The sequence below is a fragment of the Streptomyces sp. NPDC029159 genome (genome assembly GCF_055564055.1).
In genome coordinates, this window is sequence record NZ_JBVHWT010000017.1 from 154,799 (window position 1) to 172,272 (window position 17,474).

Here is a 17,474-nt window from a genome sequence, read left to right on the forward strand (position 1 = left end):
CTGTCGCCCTTCTCCTGCGTACGGCCGGTCCGTACTCCGCTGGCCTGGGCGCCGCACCGGATGGCGTCACCGCGCGGATCTCCCCGCTCCGCTCGGTGACGCGGTACCGTGGCGTCCCTTCTTCCCCCATGATCCTCGAAGCCGCCCTGGAGGTCCCGTGGTACAGGCGTACATCCTGATCCAGACCGAGGTAGGCCAGGCCTCGGCGGTGGCGGAGGTGATCGCGCAGATCCCCGGCGTGCTGACGGCCGAGGACGTGACCGGTCCCTACGACGTCGTGGTGCGCGCGCAGGCGGACACCGTCGACGAGCTGGGCCGGCTGGTCGTCGCCAATGTGCAGCGGGTCGAGGGGATCACCCGCACCCTGACCTGTCCGATCGTCCATATCTAGCTCCCCGTATGCTCGGCCGGGTGATCTCTCGTCGCTGGCTCACGGTCCTGCCGTCGCTCGCCGTGCTGTGCTGCACGGCGGGCTGTTCCTCCACGGACGAGGTCACGCCGCCCGCACCCGGGGGCGCGTCGGCCCGGCACTGCCGGGCCCTCCACAAGGAGCTGCCGGACACCGTCGACGGGTTGGCGCGCAGGAGCACCGAGCCCGCGTCGGATTTCGCGGCCGCATGGGGCGATCCCGCCGTGCAGCTGCGCTGCGGAGTGCCCAAGCCGGGCGTGTTGACGTCCGGGAGTGAACATTACAACCCCGCCGCCGACGCGGTGGACGTCAACGGCGTCTCGTGGTTCCTGGAGAAGCGCGACGACGGCTACCGCTTCACGACGGTGCTGCGCAAGACCTACGTGGAGGTGACGGTGCCGGGGAAGTACGCCCCCGAGGTCAATGCGCTCACCGATCTCGCCGCCGCGGTGAAGAAGACCGTGCCCGAAGGCATCTGAGCCGGACCCGCGGCGGGCGGGCCCGGCACCGGACGGGTCAGCGCAGGCCGGTCGAGCGGTGCAGCGCCGACTGCAGGAGCCGGTCGATCAGCTCCGGGTAGCTCACGCCGCTTTCCTGCCACATCCGCGGGTACATCGAGATGGGCGTGAAGCCGGGGAGCGTGTTGATCTCGTTGATCACGAACTCGCCGTTCTCCTGGAGGAAGAAGTCCGCCCGGACCAGGCCCTCGCAGGACGCCGCCTCGAACGCCGCGACGGCCAGTTCCTGGACGCGGGCGGTCTCCGCGGCGGTGAGCGGCGCGGGCACCAGACCCGCCGCCGATTCGATGTACTTCGCCTCGAAGTCGTAGAAGTCGTGGGCGGTGACCGGCGGGATCTCCGCCGGGAAGCTGGCGCGCGGGCCGTCCTCGAACTCCAGGACGCCGCACTCGATCTCCCGGCCGCGCAGCAGCGACTCGACGATGACCTTGGGGTCGTGGCGCCGCGCCTCCTCGATGGCGCCGTCCAGCCCGTCGGCGTCGTCGACCTTGGTGATGCCCATGGACGAACCGGCGCGGGCGGGCTTCACGAAGAGCGGCCAGCCGTGCTCGGCTGCGAAGTCCACGATCTTCTTGCGGGCGGCCTCGGGGCTGCGCTCCCACTCCCGCGGGCGGATGACCTCGTACGGGCCGACGGGCAGCCCGAAGGAGGTGAACACCCGCTTCATGTAGTCCTTGTCCTGACCGACGGCGGAGGCGAGGACGCCGCAGCCGACGTAGGGGACGCCGGAGAGCTCCAGCAGACCCTGGAGGGTGCCGTCCTCACCGTAGGGGCCGTGCAGCACGGGGAAGACGACGTCGACCTCGCCCAGCGCCTTGGGGACGGAGCCCGGCTCGCTGTAGACCAGCTCGCGGTTGGTCGGGTCGACCGGCAGGACGACGGCGCCCTCGTCGGACTCGGCCAGCTCGGCGACGCTCGGCAGCTTGCGGTCGGCGATGGCCATCCGCTCCGGGGCGTCGGCGGTCAGGGCCCAGCGGCCGTCGGTGGTGATGCCGATCGGCAGCACGTCGTACTTCTCGCGGTCGATGGCGCGCAGGACGGCTCCCGCGGTGACCACGGAGATGGCGTGCTCGGAGCTGCGGCCACCGAACACGACGGCGACACGGGGCTTGTGGGGAGGAGTCTGGCTGCTCATATCGGCTTGAGGGTACCTGCTGGTGGAGGCGGACTCGGCGTGGCGGTGGCCGTGCGCGACGCCGTGTCCGCGCCCCGCACGGGGCGGTCCGGGCGCCGCGCGCGGGCGGTCAGTGCCGTTCGGACTTGGCGCTGCGCGACATCAGTTCCTTGAGGGCGACCATCGGCTGCTTGCCCTCGTGGACGATGTCGAAGACCGTCTCGGTGATCGGCATGTCGACGCCGTGGCGGCGGGCCAGATCCCGTACGGATTCACAGGACTTGACGCCCTCGGCGGTCTGCTTGGTCACCGCGATGGTCTCGGCGAGGCTCATACCGCGGCCGAGGTTGGTGCCGAAGGTGTTGTTCCGCGAGAGCGGCGAGGAGCAGGTGGCGACGAGGTCGCCCATGCCGGCCAGGCCCGCGAAGGTGTGCGCGTCGGCGCCCATGGCCAGGCCCAGCCGGGTGGTCTCGGCCAGGCCGCGGGTGATCAGCGACGCCTTGGCGTTGTCGCCCAGGCCCATGCCGCCCGCGATGCCGACGGCGAGCGCGATGACGTTCTTGACGGCGCCGCCCAGCTCGCAGCCGACGACGTCGGTGTTGGTGTACGGGCGGTAGTACGGGGTGTGGCAGGCGGTCTGCAACCGGCGGGCGACGGACTCGTCGGCGCAGGCCACGACCGCGGCGGCGGGCTGCCGGGCGGCGATCTCCTTGGCGAGGTTGGGGCCGGTGACGACCGCGACCCGCTCGGCGGGGACCTTGGCGACCTCCTCGATCACCTCGCTCATCCGCTTGGCGGTGCCCAGCTCCACGCCCTTCATCAGGGAGACCAGGACGGTGTCGGCGGGCAGCAGCGCAGACCAGTCGGCGAGGTTGTCGCGCAGCGTCTGCGAGGGCACGGCGAGGACGGTGAAGTCGGCGCCCGCGGCGGCCTCGGCGGGGTCGGTGGTGGCCCGCACGGACGCGGGCAGTTCGACCCCTGGCAGGTAGTCGGGGTTGGTCCGGTCCTTGTTGATCCCGTCGACGACGTCGGAGCGGCGGGCCCAGAGGGTCACCTCGCAGCCCGCGTCGCCGAGGATCATCGCGAATGCGGTGCCCCAGGACCCCGTGCCGTAGACGGCGCAGCGCGTCACTTGCCTTCATCCTCCTGTGCCTGCCGGGTGCTGTGTGCCGGCTCGGTGGCGGCCGCCGTCCGGGCCGCCTCGCGGGCCGCGCGCCGCTCACGGGCGAGCGCCCGCCGCGGGTCGAACGGTTCGGCGGGCGGGGTCTCGCCCCGAACGTCCGCCAGCTGTGCGGTGATCGCCGCCATGATCGTCTCGGTGACCTTGCGGAGCACCTCGGCGGTGGGCTCCTTGCCGTAGTACGCGCTGAGGTCGACCGGCGGGCCGGCCTGCACCCGCAGCGTCTTGCGCGGCAGCAGGCGGAGCTTCTTCTCCTTGGCGTACGGCGGCATCGCCTCGTTGGCGCCCCACTGCGCGACGGGGATGACCGGCGCCTTGGTGAGCAGGGCGACCCGCGCGGCGCCGGTCTTGCCCTGCATCGGCCACATCGCCGGGTCGCGGGTGAGCGTCGCCTCGGGATAGAAGGCGACGCATTCGCCCTTCTCGATGGCGGTCACGGCGGCGCGGAAGGCGTTGGCGGCGTCGGTGGTTTCCCGGTACACGGGGATCTGACCGGTGCCGCGCATCATCACGCCGACAAAGCCGCTGCGAAAGAGCCCGGACTTGGCGAGGAATCGGGGAACCCGCCCGGTGTTGTACTGATAGTGCGCGTACGACAGCGGATCGAGATACGAGTTGTGGTTGACGGCGGTGATAAATCCGCCGTCGGCCGGAATGTTCTCCATTCCTCGCCAGTCCCGCTTGAACAGAACCAAGAGCGGCGGTTTGCAGATGACCGCGGCCAGGCGGTACCAGAAGCCGATTCTGCGGCGGGACACGTGGACACCCTCCTTGTGGGGACCTGCTGAGCTGCTGCGAGCCGGCAGCCGCACAAGTGTCGCCCCAGGTACCCGCTATGTCGAGAACACCGTAACCCCGCGGTCCCCGGCGAGCTGCGGCAGCAGGGAAAATCGAATCCTATGCGAGGAGACGGAGTGGATGTGGGCTGGAGCCTGGTCGTGCCGCTGAAGCCGCTGGTGCGGGCCAAGAGCAGGCTTTCCCCGGCGGTCGGTGAGGAGTTCCGTCCGCGGTGGGCGCTCGCTTTCGCCCTGGACACCATCGGCGCGGCACTGGCCTGCGACGATGTCATGGATGTGGCGGTTGTCACGGACGATCCGGTGGCCGCCGGTCCGCTTTCGGCGCTCGGCGCGCGGATTGTGCCCGACACCCCGGGGCGCGGCCTCAACGCGGCACTGGCCCACGGCGCGGCGCGCGTCCGCGCACACCGCCCGGGCGCGTCGGTCGCGGCGCTCAACGCCGATCTGCCGGCCCTGCGCACCGCCGAACTGGAAGCCGTACTGCAAAGCGCGGCACAATTTCCGCGGGCTTTTCTCGCCGACGCGGCGGATATCGGAACAACTCTTCTCACCGCGCGTTCCGGTACGGAATTGGCCCCGGCATTCGGCGGCCGTTCACGGGAGCGGCACCGCGCCTCGGGGGCGCGGGAGATCACCGTACGGGCGGATTCGGCGCGCCGGGACGTGGACACCGGCGCGGATCTGCGGCAGGCGCTGGCGCTCGGGGTGGGCGCGCACACGGCGCGGGTGGCCGCGGCGGCGGGCGCCGCGGGCGGCTCAGAGGGTCAGGAGCGTGACGAGCGTGATCCGGCGGGCGTCGCCCTCGCCGGTGGTCTCGATCCGTACCCGCTGGCCGGGGCGGAGCAGCCGCAGACCCCCCGCGTCGAAGGCGGCGGCGTCGAAGGGCACGGGGGTGCCGTCGTCCAGCAGCACGCTGCCGGAGCGGGTGTCCGAGTCGTAGGTGTACGCGGTGGCCTGCATGGTGCAGAGCCTAAAGGAGCCGGTCGGCCCGGGTGAACGCGCGGTCGCCACGCACCGCGGGCCGGGCTCCCCGGAGGGAGACCGGCCCGGCGCGAAGCGTCACCGCTGAGGGAATTGCTCCCCCGGTCGTTACCGCTTGCGGGCGGTGGTCTTCTTCGCGGCGGTCTTGCGTGCCGTGGTCTTCTTCGCGGGAGCCTTCTTCGCGGTGGTCTTCTTCGCGGGCGCCGTCTTCTTCGCCGTGGTCTTCTTGGCGGCGGTGGCGGTCTTCTTCGCCGGGGCGGCCTTCTTCGCGGTGGTCTTCTTCGCCGCCGTGGTCTTCTTGGCGGCGGCCGTGGTCTTCTTCGCCGGCGTCGCCTTCTTGGCGGTGGTCTTCTTCGCGGCGGTGGTCTTCTTCGCCGCTGCGGTGGTCTTCTTCGCCGTGGCCTTCTTGGCGGTGGTGGCCTTCTTCGCGGCCGCCTTCTTCACGGTCGTACGCGTGGAAGCGCCGCCCGAGAGGCTGCCCTTGGGGGCCTTCTTGACGGCCACGTCGTTCTTGGGGAGCTTCTTGGAACCGCTCACCAGGTCCTTGAATCCCTGACCCGCACGGAAACGCGGCACCGAGGTCTTCTTGACCCGCACGCGCTCGCCGGTCTGCGGGTTCCGCGCGTAGCGGGCCGGGCGGTCGACCTTCTCGAACGACCCGAATCCGGTGACCGAAACGCGGTCGCCGGCGACAACTGCACGGACGATTGCGTCCAGTACGGCGTCCACCGCGTCCGCGGCGTTCTGACGGCCGCCGAGCTTGTCGGCAATGGCTTCTACGAGCTGCGCCTTGTTCACGTCTTCCCCTTCGGAGACATTGCTGGAACGATAGATTCCAAGCTTTTTCGCACGTTAGGCAGATATATACCGCAAATCAAACACGAAACGGGCTAATCACCCTTGTGCCGCAACGCACTCGACCTCACGCACTTCCGTCGGTGTGCACGTCTTCGGGATAACGACCTTCGTCGAGGTCGGCCATGAACCTCTCCAGACGCCTTGCCGCGTTCGCAAGATCGTGTTGTGCCGCGGCCGTGATGACGAGCAGCTTCCGGGTCAGCGCCATCCGTACGCCCTCCGGGACTTGCAGTGTCCGCACCCTTGCGTGTGCGTCCTTGAGTTGGTCGGCGACGAAACCGTAGAGCTGGAGTTGGTCGTCGCGTTCCATGCGCTAATTGTGCCATCTGCGGCGAGTTGTCGCTTCACGGGGCCTCAACAGGCGCCTGAACACGCCGATGCGCCCCCTGCCAACTGCACAGAGGGCGCATCGTACGCAATATGCCTTTGAGCCAAAAGTCCGAGGTCAGGCCACCATGGTCCGCGGTTTGAACGACGGTCGGTTCGCCTCGTACGCGGCGATGGCCGGCTCCTCCCGGAGGGTGAGGCTGATGTCGTCCAGCCCCTCCAGCAGACGCCACCGCGCATTCTCGTCCAGCGCGAAGTCGGCCTCCACGCCCGGGGCGAGCACCTTGCGCGCGACCAGGTCGACGGTCACCTCGGCGGTGGGGTCCGCCTCGGCCAGCTGCTGCAGCCGCTCCACGGTCTCCTGCGGCAGGACCACCGTCAGCAGCCCGTTCTTGAGGGAGTTGCCGCGGAAGATGTCCGCGAACCGCGAGGAGATGACGGCCTTGAAGCCGTAGTTCTGCAGCGCCCAGACGGCGTGCTCACGGGAGGAGCCGGTGCCGAAGTCGGGGCCCGCGACGAGCACCGTGGCGCCCTGGTACGCCTCCTGGTTGAGGACGAACTGCGGGTCCTTGCGCCACGCCTCGAAGAGCCCGTCCTCGAAGCCGTCGCGGGTGACCTTCTTCAGCCAGTGGGCCGGGATGATCTGGTCGGTGTCGACATTGCTGCGGCGCAGCGGCACGGCCCGGCCGGTGTGGGTGGTGAAAGCTTCCATGGTTCCTCAGACCCCCGCGGGCGTAGAGACGTCGGCGTCGGACAGGTCGGCGGGCGAGGCCAGGTGGCCGAGGACCGCGGTGGCGGCGGCGACCTGCGGCGAGACCAGGTGGGTGCGGCCGCCCTTGCCCTGCCGCCCTTCGAAGTTGCGGTTGGAGGTGGACGCGGAGCGCTCGCCCGGCGCCAGCTGGTCGGGGTTCATACCCAGGCACATCGAGCAACCGGCGTGCCGCCATTCGGCCCCCGCCGCGGTGAAGACCTTGTCCAGCCCCTCGTCGACCGCTTGGAGGGCGACCCGCACCGAGCCGGGAACGACCAGCATCCGCACGCCGTCGGCGACCGAACGCCCCTCCAGCACGGAGGCGGCGGAGCGCAGGTCCTCGATCCGGCCGTTGGTGCAGGAACCTACGAAGACGGTGTCCACACCGATCTCGCGCAGCGGCTGACCAGCCGTCAACCCCATGTATTCCAGCGCCTTTTCGGCGGCGAACCGCTCCGAGGCGTCCTCGTACGAAGCGGGGTCGGGGACGCGCGCGGTCAGCGGCGCGCCCTGGCCCGGGTTGGTGCCCCAGGTGACGAACGGCGCCAGCTCGGCGGCGTCGATGACGACCTCCGCGTCGAAGACCGCGTCGTCGTCGGTGCGCAGCGTGCGCCAGTAGGCGACGGCGTCGTCCCAGTCGGTGCCCTCGGGGGCGTGGGCCCGCCCGCGCAGGTAGGCGAAGGTGGTGTCGTCCGGGGCGATCATCCCGGCCCGGGCGCCCGCCTCGATCGACATGTTGCAGACGGTCATCCGGGCTTCCATCGACAGCTTCTCGATGGCCGGGCCGCGGTATTCCAGGACGTAGCCCTGGCCGCCGCCGGTGCCGATCTTCGCGATGATCGCCAGGATCAGGTCCTTGGCGGTGACGCCCTCGGCCAGCTCACCCTCGACGGTGATCGCCATGGTCTTGAAGGGGGCCAGCGGCAGCGTCTGGGTGGCGAGGACGTGCTCGACCTGACTGGTGCCGATGCCGAACGCCAGCGCGCCGAACGCACCGTGCGTGGAGGTGTGGCTGTCACCGCAGACCACGGTGGTGCCGGGCTGCGTCAGTCCCAACTGCGGTCCCACCACGTGGACAACGCCCTGCTCGACATCGCCCAGCGGGTGCAGCCGCACGCCGAACTCCGCGCAGTTCTTGCGCAGCGTCTCCAGCTGGGTGCGCGAGACCGGGTCGGCGATCGGCTTGTCGATGTCGAGGGTGGGGGTGTTGTGGTCCTCGGTGGCGATGGTCAGGTCCGTACGGCGCACCTGCCGTCCGGCCTTGCGGAGGCCGTCGAACGCCTGCGGGCTGGTGACCTCGTGCAGCAGGTGGAGATCGATGAAGAGGAGGTCGGGCTCGCCTTCCGCGCGCCGGACGACATGGTCGTCCCAGACCTTCTCCGCGAGTGTCCGTCCCATCGCTTTCCCTCCGACCGGCCGCTTCGCCGGCCCAACTCGTACTGTGCGCACGGTCCCCGCATCCCCGTGCCGGGCCCCGCACCGGGCCCTGGTCGAGGGCCGTGGCTACAGAGTGACGACTTCCACGGAAAATTGAACTTGCGTTTCACACTGTGAGACGCAAGTATCGTTGCATGGACAACTCTAGCGGCGTCGGCGTTCTCGACAAGGCGGCTCTCGTATTGAGCGCTCTGGAGTCCGGTCCGGCCACCCTCGCCGGGCTGGTCGCGGCGACCGGGCTCGCACGGCCCACGGCCCATCGACTGGCCGTGGCCCTGGAACACCACCGGATGGTGGCGAGGGACATGCAGGGCCGGTTCATCCTCGGCCCCCGGCTCTCCGAACTGGCCGCAGCGGCCGGTGAGGACCGCCTGCTGGCGACGGCCGGACCGGTGCTCACACATCTGCGCGACGTGACGGGCGAGAGCGCCCAGCTCTACCGTCGCCAGGGCGACATGCGGATCTGTGTGGCGGCGGCGGAACGGCTGTCCGGACTGCGGGACACCGTCCCGGTCGGCTCCACGCTCCCGATGAAGGCCGGCTCCGCGGCGCAGATCCTCATGGCCTGGGAGGAGCCCGAGCGGCTCCACCGCGGCCTCCAGGGCGCCCGCTTCACCGCCACCGCGCTCTCCGGCGTCCGCCGCCGCGGCTGGGCCCAGTCGATCGGCGAGCGGGAGCCGGGCGTGGCCTCCGTCTCGGCGCCGGTCCGCGGCCCCTCGAACCGCGTGGTCGCCGCCGTCTCGGTCTCCGGCCCGATCGAGCGCCTGACCCGCCACCCGGGCCGGATGCACGCCCAGGCCGTCATCGACGCCGCCGCCCGCCTCTCCGAGGGCCTGCGCCGCACCGGCTGAGAGATCTCCCACCCCTTTTACGGGCCGTGGCCCGGGGAAAAGCCCCACGACGGGCGCCCCGGGCCACGGCCCGCCTGCTGGAGCGGGACCACCCGGCCACCGAGGCCGAACTCACGCCGTACGCACGGCAGATGGCGCCCGTGGCCGGTCACGGCTTCGACGCCCCGCCCGCCGCCACGGCCCGGGAGAGGGAATCCGTGCGCGCGAGCCACACGGATTCCTTTCCGGGCCCTTTCCCGAATTCCAATAACAAAGGCCCCTGCCGAAGCAGGGGCCTTTGTTATTGCGTACCCCCGACCGGATTCGAACCGGCGCTACCGCCTTGAGAGGGCGGCGTGCTAGGCCGCTACACAACGGGGGCTTGCTTTGTGCAGTTGAGCCGCTGGGCGACTTCTCTGCGCTGGGCTACCAGGACTCGAACCTAGACTAAATGAACCAGAATCACTCGTGCTGCCAATTACACCATAGCCCATGGTGGTTTAGACCAGTACCCCCGACCGGATTCGAACCGGCGCTACCGCCTTGAGAGGGCGGCGTGCTAGGCCGCTACACAACGGGGGCCCTAGCGATCCTCACATCGGCACATCCGGGAGCGACCCGAAGGTGACGGAAAGAAAGGATCTGTACCCCCGACCGGATTCGAACCGGCGCTACCGCCTTGAGAGGGCGGCGTGCTAGGCCGCTACACAACGGGGGCCTGATACTGCACTCAAGAGACCATGGAATTCTCGAAGAGAAAGATCTCTTGCTGGGCTACCAGGACTCGAACCTAGACTAACTGAACCAGAATCAGTCGTGCTGCCAATTACACCATAGCCCACCAAAACGCAACCCCCAGAGGGGATTTTGTTCGGCTTGCGCTTTCCGGCCGGGCCTCTCGGCCCTCCCGGGCGGCGCAGAAAGAACATTACCCGAAGGTGGACGGGGCTCCAAAACCGATAGGCCGCGGAGCAGGGCGGGAGGCGCCGTCCGGCCCTCCCGGACGCCTGACGGCGGTGGTCGCGACGGCCGGCGGCCCGGTCGTACGAGGCTGCCGCAGCGGCCCCGGAGCCGCTCCCCCGCCCTGTCAAGACCCCACAGGGCAGGCAGCAGCGGAATCGGGCCGTCCGCGGCCCTCACCGCCCCGCTGAGCGCCTTCCGGGCCGCTCGCCCGGCAATGCGGCCCCTCCGGATACGCCGAGGGGCCCGGAGGCCGATACGGCTTCCGGGCCCTTCGGGCGCGTACGAGGTCAGGCGGCGAGCTTGGCCAGGGCGGCGTCGATGCGGGACACCGTGCGGTCCTTGCCCAGGATCTCCAGGGACTCGAAGAGCGGCAGGCCGACGGTGCGGCCGGTGACCGCGACGCGGACCGGGGCCTGGGCCTTGCCGAGCTTGAGGCCGTGCTCCTCACCGGCGGCGAGGACGGCGTTCTTCAGCGACTCGGCGCTGGACCAGTCGGCGTCCAGCAGCTTGGCGCGGGCAGTGGTGAGCAGCGCCACCGGGTCGCCCTTCATCGCCTTCGTCCAGGACGCCTCGTCCTCGACCGGCTCCTTGCGGAACAGGAAGTCGACGTTGGCGGTGATGTCCGAGAGGACCGTCAGCCGGGTCTGGGCGTGCGGGGCGATGGCCTCCCACGCGGCCTGGTCGAAGTCCTCGGGCGCCCAGTTGGCGTGCGGGGCCGTCAGCCAGGGCTCACAGGCGGCGATGAAGGACGGGAGGTCCAGCTGCCGGATGTGGTCGGCGTTGATCGCCTCGGCCTTCTTGAGGTCGAAGCGGGCCGGGTTGGCGTTGACGTCCCCGATGTCGAACTTCTCGACCAGTTCGGCGACGGAGAAGAGGTCCCGGTCGGCCGAGAACGACCAGCCGAGCAGCGCGAGGTAGTTGAGCAGGCCCTCGGGGAGGAAGCCGCGCTCGCGGTAGAGGTTGAGGGATGCCTGCGGGTCGCGCTTGGAGAGCTTCTTGTTGCCCTCACCCATGACGTACGGCAGGTGGCCGAAGGCCGGGATGTACTTGGCGTAGCCCAGCTCGATGAGCGCCTTGTAGAGGGCGATCTGGCGGGGGGTGGAGGAGAGCAGGTCCTCGCCGCGCAGGACGTGGGTGATGTCCATCAGCGCGTCGTCGACGGGGTTGACGAGCGTGTAGAGGGGCGCGCCGTTGGCCCGGACGATGCCGTAGTCGGGGACGTTGTCCGGGGTGAAGGTCAGCTCACCGCGGACGAGGTCGGTGAAGGTGATCGGCTCGTCGGGCATCCGGAAGCGGATGATCGAGGCGCGGCCCTCGGCCTCGTAGGCGGCCTTCTGCTCCTCGGTCAGCGAGCGGCAGGTGCCGTCGTAGCCGGAGGGCTTGCCGGCCTTGCGGGCGGCCTCGCGGCGGGCGTCCAGCTCCTCGGTGGTGCAGTAGCAGGGGTAGGCGTAGCCGCCGGCGAGCAGCTTGTCGGCGACCTCCTTGTAGAGGTCCATGCGCTGCGACTGGCGGTAGGGCGCGTGCGGGCCGCCGACCTCGGGGCCTTCGTCCCAGTCGAAGCCCAGCCACTTCATGGCGTCGAGCAGCTGGTTGTAGGACTCCTCGGAGTCGCGGGCCGCGTCGGTGTCCTCGATGCGGAAGACCAGGGTGCCCTGGTGGTGGCGCGCGAACGCCCAGTTGAACAGGGCGGTGCGGACCAGTCCCACGTGGGGGTTGCCGGTCGGGGAGGGACAGAAACGGACGCGGACGGGGGTCGCGTTAGCCACGCTTGATCACCTTGTTGGTGAGAGTGCCGATGCCTTCGATGGTGACGGCGACCTCGTCGCCGACGGTGAGCGGGCCGACCCCGGCCGGGGTGCCCGTGAGGACGACGTCGCCGGGGAGCAGCGTCATCGCCTCGGTGATGTGGACGATCAGGTCCTCGACGGAGCGGACCATCTCGCTCGTCCGGCCCAGCTGACGCTGTTCGCCGTTGACGGTGCACTGGATGGTCAGATCGGAGGGGTCCAGCTCGGTCTCGACCCAGGGGCCGAGCGGGCAGGAGGTGTCGAAGCCCTTGGCGCGCGCCCACTGCTTCTCGCGGCGCTGGACGTCACGCGCGGTGACGTCGTTGGCGCAGGTGTAGCCGAGGATGACGTCCTTGACGCGTTCGCGGGGCACCTCGCGGCACATCCGGCCGATGACGACGGCCAGCTCCGCTTCGTGGTGCACCTCCTCGGAGAAGGAGGGGTACGCGATGGGGTCACCGGGGCCGACCACGGAGGTGGAGGGCTTGAAGAAGGTGAACGGGGCGTCGGGGACGTCGTGGCCCAGCTCGGCGGCGTGGGCGGCGTAGTTGCGACCCACCGCGACGACCTTGTTGGGCAGCACCGGCGGCAGCAGACGGACCTTGTCGAGGGGGACCTTCTGGCCGGAGCGCTCGAACTCCGCGAAGGGGTGGCCCTTGATGACGTCGATCTCGTCGCCCTCTAGGACGCCGAAGCCGACGTTGCCGTCGATGGAGAATCTGGCGATGCGCACGGGTGCCGCTGCCCCTCATTGATCACTGGCCGGAGTGGACACTCCAGGCTAACGCGGGGGCGCGGCTCACCCGCTACGGCATTACGCCGCGGTGTCCTGGCCGGGGGCGTCCATCAGGACGGTACGGCGGGGGTTGGCGGTCTGCGTGGGCAGCTCGACGGCGTGCTCCGGGGCCGGGGTGGCGGTCAGCTCGTCGGCGTCCTTGAGGTGTGCCAGCGTGGTGCGCCGCGGGTTGGCTATGTTGCGGAACATCATCGTGGTCTTCACTGCTTCACGCCTCGCGTAGATCGGGATGCATCGGAAAAGGACGGCCGGCCCGGAGGGCGGTGCGGACCGGCCCGTCGCGTCCGCGGGAAGGGCGGAGGCGGGAAACGGGGAGGTCGCGCAGGGGGTCCTTGTCGCGCCGGCTGCCTGTGTAAAGCATCAGACTAAGCGGGCCATTCCCTGCGATGCGGAGGGAAAGTCACCGGCCAACCTGTGAGTTTCCTCACTGAGTCCGTGACAAATGCCGCAATTCCCATGATCAACATCAAGGGATGAACGGGACATCGATCATCAGAAGGCTTTATTTCGCCGCCGATCACCGCACCTGGGACAGGCGACAAGTCGAAGCAGTTCGATATCAAAAGTCCGTTATCGACCATGGATCCCTCTACGTGTCGTGACACGATCCGCACCGTGTGTCACCCATGTCGCACCGCGCGGTTCCGCTCTTGTTGGAGATCCGGCACTGTGCTGGAATTCCACGGACCGCCGCATGTATCAACCGGCGCGCAGAGCGCGATGTGGCGCAGCGCGGTGGAGTTGCTCTCTCGGCCAGAGGGGGAAGCCCGCCGGTCAATTCACGACCGCACGGGGGACTTGCGGTCCCCCACGACTCGACACCGTCCCGCCGCTCGCGCGGGGGGACGCCTGGTCCAGAGGTTGCGACGCTAGTGCAGGGACGTTTCAAGAGGGATGGCACGGAGCCTTCCCAGGCCCGCCAGGGCCGGGAAGCTGCGGCGGAGCCGGAGCCGCGCGGCGGGACCGACCGCGCCTCCTCTCCCCAGCGTGCCCAGGGGGGCGGTCCGGCGAACACCCCGGCACCGTCCGATCGCAGCGACCGGAGCGGCGGGGACGCCGACCGGGGACCGGCCAAGGAGCAGTCGGGTCCGGGCGGTCCCGGCTCCCGGGTCGCGTTGCGCAACTGGCGCATCAGCACCCGTCTGATCTCCCTGCTCGCACTGCCCGTCGTCGCCGCGACCTCGCTGGGCGCCATCCGTATCCAGGACTCGATGGAGAACATCGAGCAGCTGGACAAGATGAAGATGCTCACCGACATGACGCGGCAGGCCACCGAGCTGGCCGACGCGCTCCAGACCGAGCGGGACAAGTCGGCGGGCCCGCTGGCCGGTTCGGGCAACGCCAAGGACGACGCCAACGTCGTCGCACCGCGGGAGGCCACCGACCACGCGCGGATCGCGTTCAACCAGGGCACCGGCGACATCCAGGGTGTCGACGCCACGATGACCGGTGTGCGGGCGACCGTCCTGGAGATCGGCCGCCAGCTCAACACCCTCAACGAGATCCGCAGCAGCGCGTACAAGGACGACGGCAACGCCGCGCGCACCATCAGCAACTACAACCAGCTGATCGACTCGCTGCTCTCCCTCTCCCAGGACATGGCGCAGGCCACCAGCAACCCGGAGATGATCCGGGCGACCCGTGCGCTGGCGGCGTTCTCCTCGGCCAAGGAGTACGCGTCGATGCAGCGTGCCCTGGTCAGTGCCGGTCTCGCCCACAAGGGCGGCCCCCAGCTCTCCGCCAACGACCGGCTGGCCGGCCGTACCGCCGAGGACGACGAGAAGGCGGCCCGTGACCGCTTCTCGCAGATCTACGCCAACAACGCCGGCGCCCTCACCCGCGGTCTGGACGGCAACAACGACGAGATCAAGGCCGCGGTCGCCTTCGCGCACCGCGCCTTCGCCAGCAGCAGCGGCATCCGCAGCCAGGACTACAAGTACCTGGACTGGTACGACTCCGACACCGTCAAGATCGACGAGATGTCGCGGATCGAGACCTCGCTGCTGACCGAGATGGAGCAGAAGTCCCGCGAGCTGCGCAACGCGGCGACGCAGGAAGCGATCATCAACGGTGCGCTGATCTTCCTCGTCCTCGGCGTCTCGCTGGTCGGCGCGTTCGTCGTGGCGCGGTCCATGGTCCGCTCGCTGCGCCGTCTCCAGGACACCGCGCAGAAGGTGGCCCAGGAGCGGCTGCCGGAGCTGGTCAAGCAGCTGTCCGACACCGACCCGCAGGACGTCGACACCTCCGTCGAGTCGGTCGGTGTGCACAGCCGGGACGAGATCGGCCGGGTGGCCGCGGCCTTCGACGACGTGCACCGTGAGGCGGTCCGGCTGGCGTCCGAGCAGGCGCTGCTGCGGGGCAACGTCAACGCGATGTTCACCAACCTCTCGCGCCGCTCCCAGGGTCTGATCCAGCGCCAGCTCTCGCTCATCTCCGAGCTGGAGTCCCGCGAGGCCGACCCGGACCAGCTGTCCTCCCTCTTCAAGCTCGACCACCTCGCGACGCGTATGCGCCGTAACGGTGAGAACCTCCTCGTCCTCGCCGGTGAGGAGCCGGGCCGTCGCTGGACGCGTCCGGTCCCGCTGGTCGACGTGCTCCGCGCCGCCGCCTCCGAGGTGGAGCAGTACGAGCGCATCGAGCTGAGCGCCGTGCCGCAGACCGAGGTCGCCGGCCGCGTCGTCAACGACCTCGTCCACCTGCTCGCGGAGCTGCTGGAGAACGCCACGTCGTTCTCCTCGCCGCAGACCAAGGTGAAGGTGACCGGTCACGCGCTGCCCGACGGGCGGGTGCTGGTCGAGATCCACGACACCGGTATCGGCCTCTCCCCCGAGGACCTCTCGTCCATCAACGAGCGGCTGGCCAGCCCGCCGACCGTGGACGTCTCGGTCTCCCGCCGGATGGGTCTGTTCGTGGTCGGCCGCCTCTCGCTGCGCCACGGCATCCGCATCCAGCTGCGGCCCTCCGACTCCGGTGGCACGACCGCGCTGGTCATGCTGCCCGTCGACGTCGCGCAGGGCGGCAAGAAGCCGGCGCCGTCCACCGCGAAGGGCCATGCGTCCGAGGGCGGTACGGGTGCCGGTCCGGGCTCCGGTTCCGGCGGGACCAGCCGTCTCGCCGGGCTGCAGCCGCGCGGCCAGGTCGGTTCGGGCCCCGGCGGCGCCGGGCGGCCCGCGCTGCCCGGCCGCGGCGGTCCCGGTGGTGGGCGCACCGCCCCCGGCGGCTTCGGCGGCCCGGTCCCCTCCGGTGGCCCCACCGCGCAGCCGCCCGCGGCGCCGGACGCGTCGCCCCGCGGCACCGCCCGCCCGGCGAACGCCCCGGATGACGGCGGCCGTCCCGCGCTGCCCACCCGTCACGTCCAGCGCGGTGAGGCGCCCGCCGAGACCTCCGGTGCCACGCCGACGGTGGCGCCGCCCACCGGTGCGCCGGGCCGCGACGAGCGCCCGCAGCTGCCGCCCCGTGGTCCGGCCGCGGAGCTGGCCGGCTCCCCCGCCGAGGCCGCACCGGCCGCCGACTCCCCGCAGCCGGGCACCAGTTGGGGCGTGCGCCGCGACCGCGGCGCCACCGACGACTGGCCGCTCGCGCCCCGTGAGCCCCAGGACACCCCGCGCGGCCACGAGGAGCCGGAGACCACCGGCACCTTCGAGCGCCCGGCGGCGCCCGGGACCACGGGCACGTTCGAGCGTCCGGCGCCCCCCGAGACGACCGGCGCCTTCGAGCGTCCGGCTCCCCCGGAGACCACGGGCACCTTCGAGCGCCCCGTGGCGCCCGGGACGACCGGTGGCCCCGGTGACACCACCGCCTTCGCCCGGCCCGACTTCAACGGGCCGCCGCCCGGCACCCCGCGGGCCGACGCCGGGGCGCCCGGTGACACCGGCCGGTACCCGGCGCCCGGCGGCGCCGCCGGGGCTCCCGAGCACTTCGGGCAGACCCCTTCCGGGCTCCCGATGCGGGACACCGCACGGCCCGACGCCTCGCGTCCGGCGCCGCAGGAGAGCGGCGAGGCACCGGCGGAGGCCACGAGCCTCTTCGGTGTCGCCCCCGAGGCACCGCACACCACCGGCCAGGTCCCGGCGCAGCCGTCGCCGGACGCCGCGCCGGAGCCCGCCCCGTCGGCGGACTGGCTCGGCGACCCGTCGGCCGGCACCGGTGGCGGCGGGACGCCGATCTTCGACACCATCGAGTCGAGCTGGTTCCACACGCCGGAGGCGGCCGCCGCCGGGGTGGAGCCGCAGCCCTCCGTCACCGCCGAGGTGCCGCAGCCGCAGGCGCCTCAGGCCCCGCAGCCCGCGGACGCCCCGGACGCCACCCCCGCCGGAGGCTTCGACACCACCGGCTGGCGCAGTTCGCCGAACGACGAGACGTGGCGGCAGGCGGAGCAGATCCGTCAGCCGGCCGCGGGCGGGGTGACCACGTCGGGGCTGCCCCGCCGGGTGCCGCGCGCCAACCTCGTCGCCGGTACGGCACAGCAGCAGCCCGCCCAGAGCGGTCCGCAGGTCTCGCGCGCGCCCAGCGACGTACGTGGCCGGCTGACCAGTCTTCGCCGGGGTATCCAGCAGGGTCGGCAGGCCGGTGGCGACACCGGGCAGCACGGCGTGGTGGACCCCACTCACCAGCAGGAGCGTTAGTTGAGTCCGATGAGCCAGGCGGCGCAGAACCTGAACTGGTTGATCACCAACTTCGTGGACAACACCCCCGGTGTGTCCCACACGGTCGTGGTCTCCGCGGA

At 70.8% G+C, this 17,474-nt stretch carries 15 protein-coding genes, 5 tRNA genes and 2 pseudogenes; 6 read left to right on the forward strand and 16 right to left on the reverse strand.

All coding sequences use genetic code 11. The features are described 5' to 3' along the window. The first annotated feature begins 157 nt into the window (after positions 1 to 157). Entirely contained in the window at positions 158 to 391 is a 234-nt protein-coding gene (locus tag ACZ4U4_RS27390) for an Lrp/AsnC family transcriptional regulator (protein ID WP_467879498.1), read from the forward strand. An 8-nt stretch (positions 392 to 399) separates the two neighbouring features. Beyond that, positions 400 to 888: a DUF3515 domain-containing protein gene (locus ACZ4U4_RS27395; RefSeq protein WP_467879501.1), complete on the forward strand. Its 489-nt coding sequence runs from the start codon at positions 400 to 402 to the stop codon at positions 886 to 888. A gap of 37 nt (positions 889 to 925) precedes the next feature. On the opposite strand, the gene ACZ4U4_RS27400 is transcribed toward ACZ4U4_RS27395, so the two are convergent. From ACZ4U4_RS27400 to ACZ4U4_RS27410, 3 genes are all read right to left on the reverse strand, one after another. Further along, positions 926 to 2,062 (reverse strand): D-alanine--D-alanine ligase family protein, encoded by a 1,137-nt coding sequence (locus ACZ4U4_RS27400; RefSeq protein WP_467879503.1) that lies wholly within the window; start codon positions 2,060 to 2,062, stop codon positions 926 to 928. 109 nt (positions 2,063 to 2,171) lie between these two features. After that, the gene (locus ACZ4U4_RS27405) at positions 2,172 to 3,173 is read right to left on the reverse strand and encodes an NAD(P)H-dependent glycerol-3-phosphate dehydrogenase (RefSeq protein WP_467879506.1); all 1,002 of its coding nucleotides are present in this window, start codon (positions 3,171 to 3,173) and stop codon (positions 2,172 to 2,174) included. After that, on the reverse strand, positions 3,170 to 3,979 hold the full coding sequence (locus ACZ4U4_RS27410; RefSeq protein ID WP_467879509.1) for a lysophospholipid acyltransferase family protein: 810 nt from the start codon (positions 3,977 to 3,979) through the stop codon (positions 3,170 to 3,172). The genes ACZ4U4_RS27405 and ACZ4U4_RS27410 overlap by 4 nt, the downstream gene beginning before the upstream one ends. A 141-nt stretch (positions 3,980 to 4,120) precedes the next feature. On the opposite strand from ACZ4U4_RS27410, the pseudogene cofC reads away from it, so the two are divergent. After that, positions 4,121 to 4,759: pseudogene (gene cofC, locus ACZ4U4_RS27415) on the forward strand (2-phospho-L-lactate guanylyltransferase); the annotation flags it as partial. Positions 4,760 to 4,774: 15 nt separating this feature from the next. Here cofC and ACZ4U4_RS27420 read toward each other — a convergent pair. The 5 genes from ACZ4U4_RS27420 to leuC all read right to left on the reverse strand — a co-directional run bounded on the left by ACZ4U4_RS27420 (position 4,775) and on the right by leuC (position 8,333). Further along, entirely contained in the window at positions 4,775 to 4,978 is a 204-nt protein-coding gene (locus ACZ4U4_RS27420; RefSeq protein WP_467879544.1) for a hypothetical protein, read from the reverse strand. Positions 4,979 to 5,107: 129 nt separating this feature from the next. Continuing rightward, positions 5,108 to 5,797, reverse strand: a complete 690-nt coding sequence (locus ACZ4U4_RS27425) for an HU family DNA-binding protein (protein WP_467879511.1) — start codon at positions 5,795 to 5,797, stop codon at positions 5,108 to 5,110. A 124-nt stretch (positions 5,798 to 5,921) separates the two neighbouring features. After that, positions 5,922 to 6,167 (reverse strand): SCO5555 family protein, encoded by a 246-nt coding sequence (locus tag ACZ4U4_RS27430; protein WP_467879514.1) that lies wholly within the window; start codon positions 6,165 to 6,167, stop codon positions 5,922 to 5,924. Between the two features lie 135 nt (positions 6,168 to 6,302). Further along, the gene (gene leuD, locus ACZ4U4_RS27435; protein ID WP_467879517.1) at positions 6,303 to 6,896 is read right to left on the reverse strand and encodes a 3-isopropylmalate dehydratase small subunit; all 594 of its coding nucleotides are present in this window, start codon (positions 6,894 to 6,896) and stop codon (positions 6,303 to 6,305) included. Between the two features lie 6 nt (positions 6,897 to 6,902). Continuing rightward, positions 6,903 to 8,333, reverse strand: a complete 1,431-nt coding sequence (leuC, locus tag ACZ4U4_RS27440) for a 3-isopropylmalate dehydratase large subunit (RefSeq protein ID WP_467879520.1) — start codon at positions 8,331 to 8,333, stop codon at positions 6,903 to 6,905. A 173-nt stretch (positions 8,334 to 8,506) separates the two neighbouring features. On the opposite strand from leuC, the gene ndgR reads away from it, so the two are divergent. After that, positions 8,507 to 9,223, forward strand: coding sequence for an IclR family transcriptional regulator NdgR (gene ndgR, locus ACZ4U4_RS27445; RefSeq protein WP_026169203.1), 717 nt, complete (start codon positions 8,507 to 8,509; stop codon positions 9,221 to 9,223). Between the two features lie 288 nt (positions 9,224 to 9,511). Here the strand turns inward: ndgR and ACZ4U4_RS27450 are convergent. The 8 genes from ACZ4U4_RS27450 to ACZ4U4_RS27485 all read right to left on the reverse strand — a co-directional run bounded on the left by ACZ4U4_RS27450 (position 9,512) and on the right by ACZ4U4_RS27485 (position 12,952). After that, positions 9,512 to 9,584 (reverse strand) — tRNA-Glu (locus tag ACZ4U4_RS27450). A gap of 39 nt (positions 9,585 to 9,623) precedes the next feature. Beyond that, a tRNA-Gln gene (locus tag ACZ4U4_RS27455) sits at positions 9,624 to 9,695 on the reverse strand. 16 nt (positions 9,696 to 9,711) lie between these two features. Then, a tRNA-Glu gene (locus ACZ4U4_RS27460) sits at positions 9,712 to 9,784 on the reverse strand. Positions 9,785 to 9,847: 63 nt separating this feature from the next. Continuing rightward, positions 9,848 to 9,920, reverse strand: a tRNA-Glu gene (locus ACZ4U4_RS27465). Between the two features lie 51 nt (positions 9,921 to 9,971). Next, positions 9,972 to 10,043: transfer RNA gene (locus ACZ4U4_RS27470), tRNA-Gln, on the reverse strand. A 409-nt stretch (positions 10,044 to 10,452) separates the two neighbouring features. Beyond that, positions 10,453 to 11,931, reverse strand: a complete 1,479-nt coding sequence (gltX, locus tag ACZ4U4_RS27475; protein ID WP_467879523.1) for a glutamate--tRNA ligase — start codon at positions 11,929 to 11,931, stop codon at positions 10,453 to 10,455. Next, a complete protein-coding gene (locus tag ACZ4U4_RS27480) occupies positions 11,924 to 12,685 on the reverse strand; it encodes a fumarylacetoacetate hydrolase family protein (RefSeq protein WP_345080351.1) in 762 nt (253 codons plus the stop codon). The genes gltX and ACZ4U4_RS27480 overlap by 8 nt, the downstream gene beginning before the upstream one ends. Positions 12,686 to 12,766: 81 nt before the next feature. After that, entirely contained in the window at positions 12,767 to 12,952 is a 186-nt protein-coding gene (locus ACZ4U4_RS27485) for a hypothetical protein (RefSeq protein WP_345080354.1), read from the reverse strand. Positions 12,953 to 13,620: 668 nt separating this feature from the next. Between ACZ4U4_RS27485 and ACZ4U4_RS27490 the strand changes: the two genes are divergently transcribed. Both ACZ4U4_RS27490 and ACZ4U4_RS27495 read left to right on the forward strand, forming a co-directional pair. After that, positions 13,621 to 17,373, forward strand: coding sequence for a sensor histidine kinase (locus ACZ4U4_RS27490; RefSeq protein WP_467879527.1), 3,753 nt, complete (start codon positions 13,621 to 13,623; stop codon positions 17,371 to 17,373). A 9-nt stretch (positions 17,374 to 17,382) separates the two neighbouring features. Then, a pseudogene (locus ACZ4U4_RS27495) lies at positions 17,383 to 17,474 on the forward strand (roadblock/LC7 domain-containing protein); the annotation flags it as partial.